Raw genomic sequence first — 456 nt, 5'->3', positions numbered from 1 at the left:
AGGCGGCGGGATAGGCGAGCAGGATGCAGATGACGGCCACCGACACGCACAGCACAATGGTGTTCCAGAACACCGGCAGGAAGATCGGATCGGTAAAGAACCGGACATAGTTGGCGAGCGTCGGCGCGTAGACGATCGTGCCCTGGTCGACGCTGAAGAAACTGTAGACCAGGAAGATCGCCAGCGGCACCAGGACGAAGATCACCGGCAGTGCGAAAGCCAGCACCGTCACCAGCAGCGACAAGCGCCTTTCCGCGGGATGTATCGAGCCGGCCGCGCTCATGCCAGCACCAGATGGCCTTCATGCGGCGCAAACGAAAGCGAAACCGTCTCCCCGGATTTCAGCGTGCTGCCGTCGATCCGGCTTGGGGTTCGCAGCCTCAGGCGTTGTGCCGCATTATCCGCACCCGCCGCGATCGTGGCGACGGTCGACGAGCCGGCAAAGGCCAGATCAGC

At 63.2% G+C, this 456-nt stretch carries 1 pseudogene; it reads right to left on the bottom strand.

Annotated features, from left to right (window positions below):
• Window positions 1–244 (bottom strand): annotated as a pseudogene (locus tag ACWTU8_RS32615) (ABC transporter permease); the annotation flags it as partial.
• Window positions 245–456: the final 212 nt, after the last annotated feature.

The organism is Mesorhizobium sp. BHbdii (genome assembly GCF_053848045.1).
Note: the sequence above shows the minus strand (reverse complement) of the source record. Positions and strands in the feature narration are given on the sequence as shown.